The sequence below is a fragment of the Streptomyces sp. NPDC055078 genome (assembly GCF_053607985.1).
Genome location: NZ_JBSGUP010000598.1, coordinates 1 through 5,113 on the forward strand (window position 1 = coordinate 1; position 5,113 = coordinate 5,113).

The 5,113-nt window shown below is 70.7% G+C and carries 5 protein-coding genes; 3 read left to right on the forward strand and 2 right to left on the reverse strand.

Annotated features, from left to right (window positions below; genetic code table 11):
- Positions 1-1,397 (reverse strand): MFS transporter (locus ACWF94_RS32920; RefSeq protein WP_453496960.1); only part of this gene is annotated, 1,397 nt, incomplete at its 3' end.
- Positions 1,398-1,738: 341 nt separating this feature from the next.
- On the opposite strand from ACWF94_RS32920, the gene panB reads away from it, so the two are divergent.
- From panB to ACWF94_RS32935, 3 genes are all read left to right on the forward strand, one after another.
- Complete coding sequence (gene panB, locus ACWF94_RS32925) at positions 1,739-2,611, forward strand: 3-methyl-2-oxobutanoate hydroxymethyltransferase (RefSeq protein WP_453496962.1); 873 nt, start codon at positions 1,739-1,741, stop codon at positions 2,609-2,611.
- A 260-nt stretch (positions 2,612-2,871) separates the two neighbouring features.
- The gene (locus tag ACWF94_RS32930) at positions 2,872-3,891 is read left to right on the forward strand and encodes an ATP-binding cassette domain-containing protein (protein ID WP_453496965.1); all 1,020 of its coding nucleotides are present in this window, start codon (positions 2,872-2,874) and stop codon (positions 3,889-3,891) included.
- Positions 3,888-4,748 carry an ABC transporter permease gene (locus ACWF94_RS32935; protein WP_453496967.1) on the forward strand — a complete coding sequence of 287 codons (861 nt, stop codon included), beginning with the start codon at positions 3,888-3,890 and terminating at the stop codon, positions 4,746-4,748. The genes ACWF94_RS32930 and ACWF94_RS32935 overlap by 4 nt, the downstream gene beginning before the upstream one ends.
- Before the next feature lie 167 nt (positions 4,749-4,915).
- On the opposite strand, the gene ACWF94_RS32940 is transcribed toward ACWF94_RS32935, so the two are convergent.
- Positions 4,916-5,113: hypothetical protein (locus tag ACWF94_RS32940; protein ID WP_453496970.1), on the reverse strand; the 198-nt coding region annotated here is incomplete at its 5' end.

Sequence of the window (5,113 nt, forward strand, 5' to 3'; positions counted from 1 at the left end):
GCGAGGGTCCCCTCGATGGACTCCCCGGCGGTCCGCCGGAGGCCGTCCGGCAGGCCGGAGAGGTGTCCCTCGATCTCCCGCTGGTAGCGGGTGGAGAGCAGCGAGCCCAGTACGGCGACGCCCAGCGCCCCGCCGACCTGGCGGAAGGTGTTGCTGACCGCCGAGCCGGAACCGGCCTTCTCCCGGGGCAGCGACTGCATCACCGACACGGTGACGGGCGGCATGATGTGCGCCATGCCGACACCCTGGACGAGGAGGGCGGCCTCCAGCACCCACAGCGGTGTCGAGGTGTCGAAGAAGGCGAAGGCGGCCAGCCCGGCTGCGACCATCAGCAGTCCCGCCGTACAGACCGCGCGGGCGCCGTAGCGGTCGACGACGAGCCGGGCGCGGGGCGCGAGCACGATCTGGGCCGCGGCCAGGGGCAGCAGAAGCAGTCCGGCCTCCAGCGCGCTGTGGCCTCGGACGCTCTGGAGGTAGAAGGCCGAGAAGAACGTCACACCCATCAGCGCGAAGAAGACCAGCGCGGTGGCGGCGACGGCCGCGGCGAAGGCGGGGCGGGTGAAGTACGACATGTCGATGGCCGGGTGGGCGGCCCGCCGCTCGTGCACGACGAAGCCCGCGAGGACGGCGGCACCGCCGAAGAGCGGCAGCAGCACGGAGGCGGCGGTGAAGTCGGCGAGTTCGCCGCCGCGGATGATCCCGTACACCAGCAGCACCAGGCCGACGATGGAGAGCAGCACCCCGGCGGGGTCCATCCGGCCCGGCGCGGGGTCGCGGGAGTCGGGGACGAGGACGGCCATCCCGGCCAGGGCGACGATCACGACGGGGACGTTGACCAGGAAGATCGAGCCCCACCAGAAGTGCTCCAGCAGGAAGCCGCCGGTGATCGGGCCGACGACGATGGCGATACCGACACTGCCCGACCAGATCCCTATGGCCCTGGCCTGCTCCTCGCGTTCGAAGACATGCATCAGGACGGCGAGCGTGGCGGGCATCACAAAGGCCGCGCCGAAGCCCATCACCGCGCGGTAGGCGATGAGTTCGCCCGGAGTCGCGGAGAACGCGGCGAGCGCCGAACCGGCGCCGAAGACGGCGATCCCGAAGAGCAGAACCTTCTTGCGGCCGATCCGGTCGCCGAGCAGTCCGGCGGTGAAGAGGAGTCCGGCGAAGACGAGGGTGTAGGAGTTGATCGCCCACTCAAGCTGGCCCTGGGTGGCTCCGACCCCGGCGGGCGCGGGGGAGGCGATAGTCTTCACCGCGACGTTCAGGATCGAGTTGTCCAGGACGACGATGAGCAGGCTGAACATCAGAACCGTGAGGATCGCCCACCGGCGGCGGTGGACGGCCTCGGGGACGCGGGGTTCGGCAGGGCCCGGGGCGCCCGGCGTGGTCGGCATGGCGCACACCCTAGCCACATTCCGATACGGCACCGTCTCGTATAACGATTCTTCGCCGACGCGTCCCCGGCGATTCCCGGCCGCCGTTTCCCGGCCGCCGTTTCCCGCCGCGCCCGCACCGCCGCCCGGGCGGTCCCGTTGCCCCGGCCGCACCCCCGCCCGTATCCCCGCTTGCGTCCCCGCTCACGCCCCCGCCCCGGGCCGGAATCGGGCCGGTCCGGGAAGGGTCCCGGGGCCCGGCCGGGTGCCCCCTCTTCCCCGGAAGCGGCACGAAGTGCCACCATGGGGTGATCCGGGGACGCCGTCAGGGCGCCTCGAGATGACGTAAGGAGCCGTTAGCCATGACGCTTCAGGCTGCCCCGAAGCCCACCGACAGCAGCCCCGCCGACAGCAAGGCGCTGTACGGAGGGAAGGGAACCCGCCGCATCACCGTCCATGACATCGCCGCCGCCAAGGAGCGCGGCGAGAAATGGCCGATGCTCACCGCCTATGACGCGATGACCGCGTCCGTCTTCGACGACGCCGGTATCCCGGTCGTGCTCGTCGGCGACTCCATGGGCAACACCCATCTCGGATACGACACCACCGTGCCGGTCACCATGGACGAGATGACGCTGCTGTCCGCGGCCGTCGTACGGGGCACCAGCCGGGCCCTGGTCGTCGGCGATCTGCCCTTCGGCTCGTACCAGGAGGGCCCCGTGCAGGCCCTGCGCAACGCCACCCGGCTGGTCAAGGAGGCGGGTGTCGGCGCGGTCAAGCTGGAGGGCGGCGAGCGCTCGCTGCCGCAGACCGAGCTGATCATCCGCTCCGGCATTCCGGTGATGTCGCACCTCGGTCTGACCCCGCAGTCCGTGAACACCATGGGCTACCGGGTGCAGGGCCGCGGCGACGAGGCCGCCCACCAACTGCTGCACGACGCGAAGACCGCACAGGACGCGGGCGCGTTCGCCGTCGTCCTGGAGCTGGTCCCCGCCGAGCTGGCCGCCGAGGTCACCCGCCAACTGCACATCCCGACCATCGGTATCGGCGCGGGTCCGGACACGGACGCCCAGGTGCTCGTATGGACCGATATGGCGGGCCTGACCGGCGGCAGGGTGCCGCGCTTCACCAAGCAGTACGCCGATCTACGCCGGACACTCGGTGACGCGGCGAAGGCGTTCGCCGACGATGTCGTAGGCGGCGCGTTCCCGCAGGAGGAGCACACCTTCCACTGAGTTCCCGGGCCCCCCGGCCCACGAGCGGCCCACGAGCGGCTCACGACCAGCCCACGACCAGCTCACGACCCACTGACCACTCCCGGCACAGACGACAGCCCGCCGATCTTCCCCCGTCGGCGGGCTGTCGGTTGTCCGTCCGCTGTGTGTCGGTCGTCTCCGCCGTCTGTCCGCTGTCTTCTGGTTTGTCCGGCTTCCGTTCTCCCTGCTGTCGGCGAACTGTCGGCGGGCTGTCGGTGCGGGCGTGCAGGGTGGACGGCATGAACCGAATCGACAAGGGCCCCGGCGGCGGTGCCATCGCCATTCAGGTGCGGGGGCTGGTCAAGCACTACGGCGAGACCAAGGCGCTGGACGGGGTGGACCTGGATGTCCGCGAAGGCACCGTCCTCGGGGTCCTGGGCCCCAACGGAGCAGGCAAGACCACCCTCGTACGCTGCCTGTCCACTCTGGTCGTGCCCGACGCGGGCACCGCCAGCGTCGCGGGTTACGACGTGGTGCGCCAGCCTCGGCAGCTCCGCCGCACCATCGGACTGACCGGGCAGTACGCGTCGGTCGACGAGAAGCTGTCCGGCTGGGAGAACCTGTACATGATCGGGCGGCTGCTCGATCTGCCGCGCGCCCGCGCCCGCCGCCGCGCCGACGAGATGCTGGAGCGCTTCTCCCTCACCGACGCCGCCAAGCGGCCCGTGATGCAGTACTCCGGCGGGATGCGCCGCCGCCTCGACCTCGCGGCCTCGATGATCGGGCAGCCCGCTGTGCTCTATCTGGACGAGCCGACGACCGGGCTCGACCCCCGGACCCGCAACGAGGTCTGGGACGAGGTGCGGCGGATGGTCACGGAGGGGGTGACCGTGCTGCTCACCACCCAGTACATGGAGGAGGCGGAACAGCTCGCCCGAGAGCTGACCGTGATCGACAAGGGCAGGGTCATCGCCAGTGGCGAGGTGGACCAGCTCAAGGCGAAGGTCGGCGGACGCACCCTCCAGATCAGGCCCAGCGACCCGGAGCAGCTGCCCGCGATGGCCCGCGCCATCCGTGACGCGGGTCTCGACGGAATCGGCGGGGCGAACGCCGTACCCGACGAGGGTCTGCTGTATGTGCCGATCCTCTCCGACGAACAGCTGACGGCCGTCGTCGGCGTACTGGCCTCGCACGGCTTCGGCATCGCGCACATAGGTACGCATCTGCCCAGCCTGGACGAGGTGTTTCTGGCCATCACCGGGGAGAAGACCGAGCCGTCGGCGACCTCCGGCACGATTCCCGAGGAGGTCGCCGCATGAGCGCCACGACCCGTCCGGCGCCCGCCGCCGCTCCCCCGTCCGATCCGGCCCCCGCCACCGAGCGCGCCCTGTCCGGTGAGGGCCGGATCGGGCTGCGGGGCAATCTGCGGCACATCAGCGCGCTGGCACGCCGCAACGCCCTGCAGATCAAGCAGGACCCCGAGTCGATGTTCGACGTCCTGCTGATGCCCATCATCTTCACGCTGCTGTTCGTGTACGTCTTCGGCGGCGCGATCTCCGGCAAGGGCAACCAGGAGGCGTACGTCAACTACGTGATCCCCGGCCTGATGGCGATGATGGGCATGAACATCGCCATGGCCGTCGGGACGGGTGTCAACGACGACTTCAAGAAGGGGGTGATGGACCGCTTCCGGTCCATGCCGATCGCCCGGTCGTCGGTGCTCATCGCCAAGATCGTCGTCGAGGTCGGCCGGATGCTGATCGCCATGGCGATCCTGCTGGGCATGGGCTTTCTGCTCGGCCTGGAGATCAAGACCTCGGTGCTTGAGCTGTTCGCGGCGATGGGTCTCTCCGTCCTGTTCGGCGCCTCCCTGATGTGGATCTTCATCCTGCTCGGTCTGTCGATGAAGACGCCTCAGGCGGTCCAGGGAGTGGCCATGCTGGTGCTGATGCCGCTCCAGTTCGGCTCCTCCATCTTCGCTCCGCCCACGACGATGCCCGGCTGGCTGGAGTCCTTCACCGACTACAACCCGCTGTCCAATCTGGCGGACGCGGCGCGGGCGCTGATCAACGGCGGCGAGCTGGCCGGTTCCGTCTGGATGACCCTCGGCTGGACCGCGGCGATCACCCTGGTCACGGCGCCGCTGGCGGTCGCCAAGTTCCGCAAGAAGACCTGACCCGGGTGCGCGGGCCGGGTCCGGACGGGCCGGGTTCAACCGGGCCGGGTCCGGACGGGGGTTCAACCGGACCGGGTTCAACCGGGCAGGATTCGGACGCACGGGGTCCGGACGGGCCGGGTCCGGGCGGGCCCGGTGCGAACGGACGCGGCCCGGACGGGCCCGGTTCAGAAGAGGGCGGTGGCCTCTTCGAGGGTGAGGCCGCCGCCCTCGGCGTACCGGGCGTCGTACGCGCTGTCGCCGAGCACGGCGCGGACGGCGGCCTCGACGCCCGCCCGGCACTCGCGCTCGTGCTCCCGTGCGAAGTGACCGGGCGGAATCCGGGCGTCGGACACCGCGAGCAGCCGGGCCGCGTCCGCCGCCCG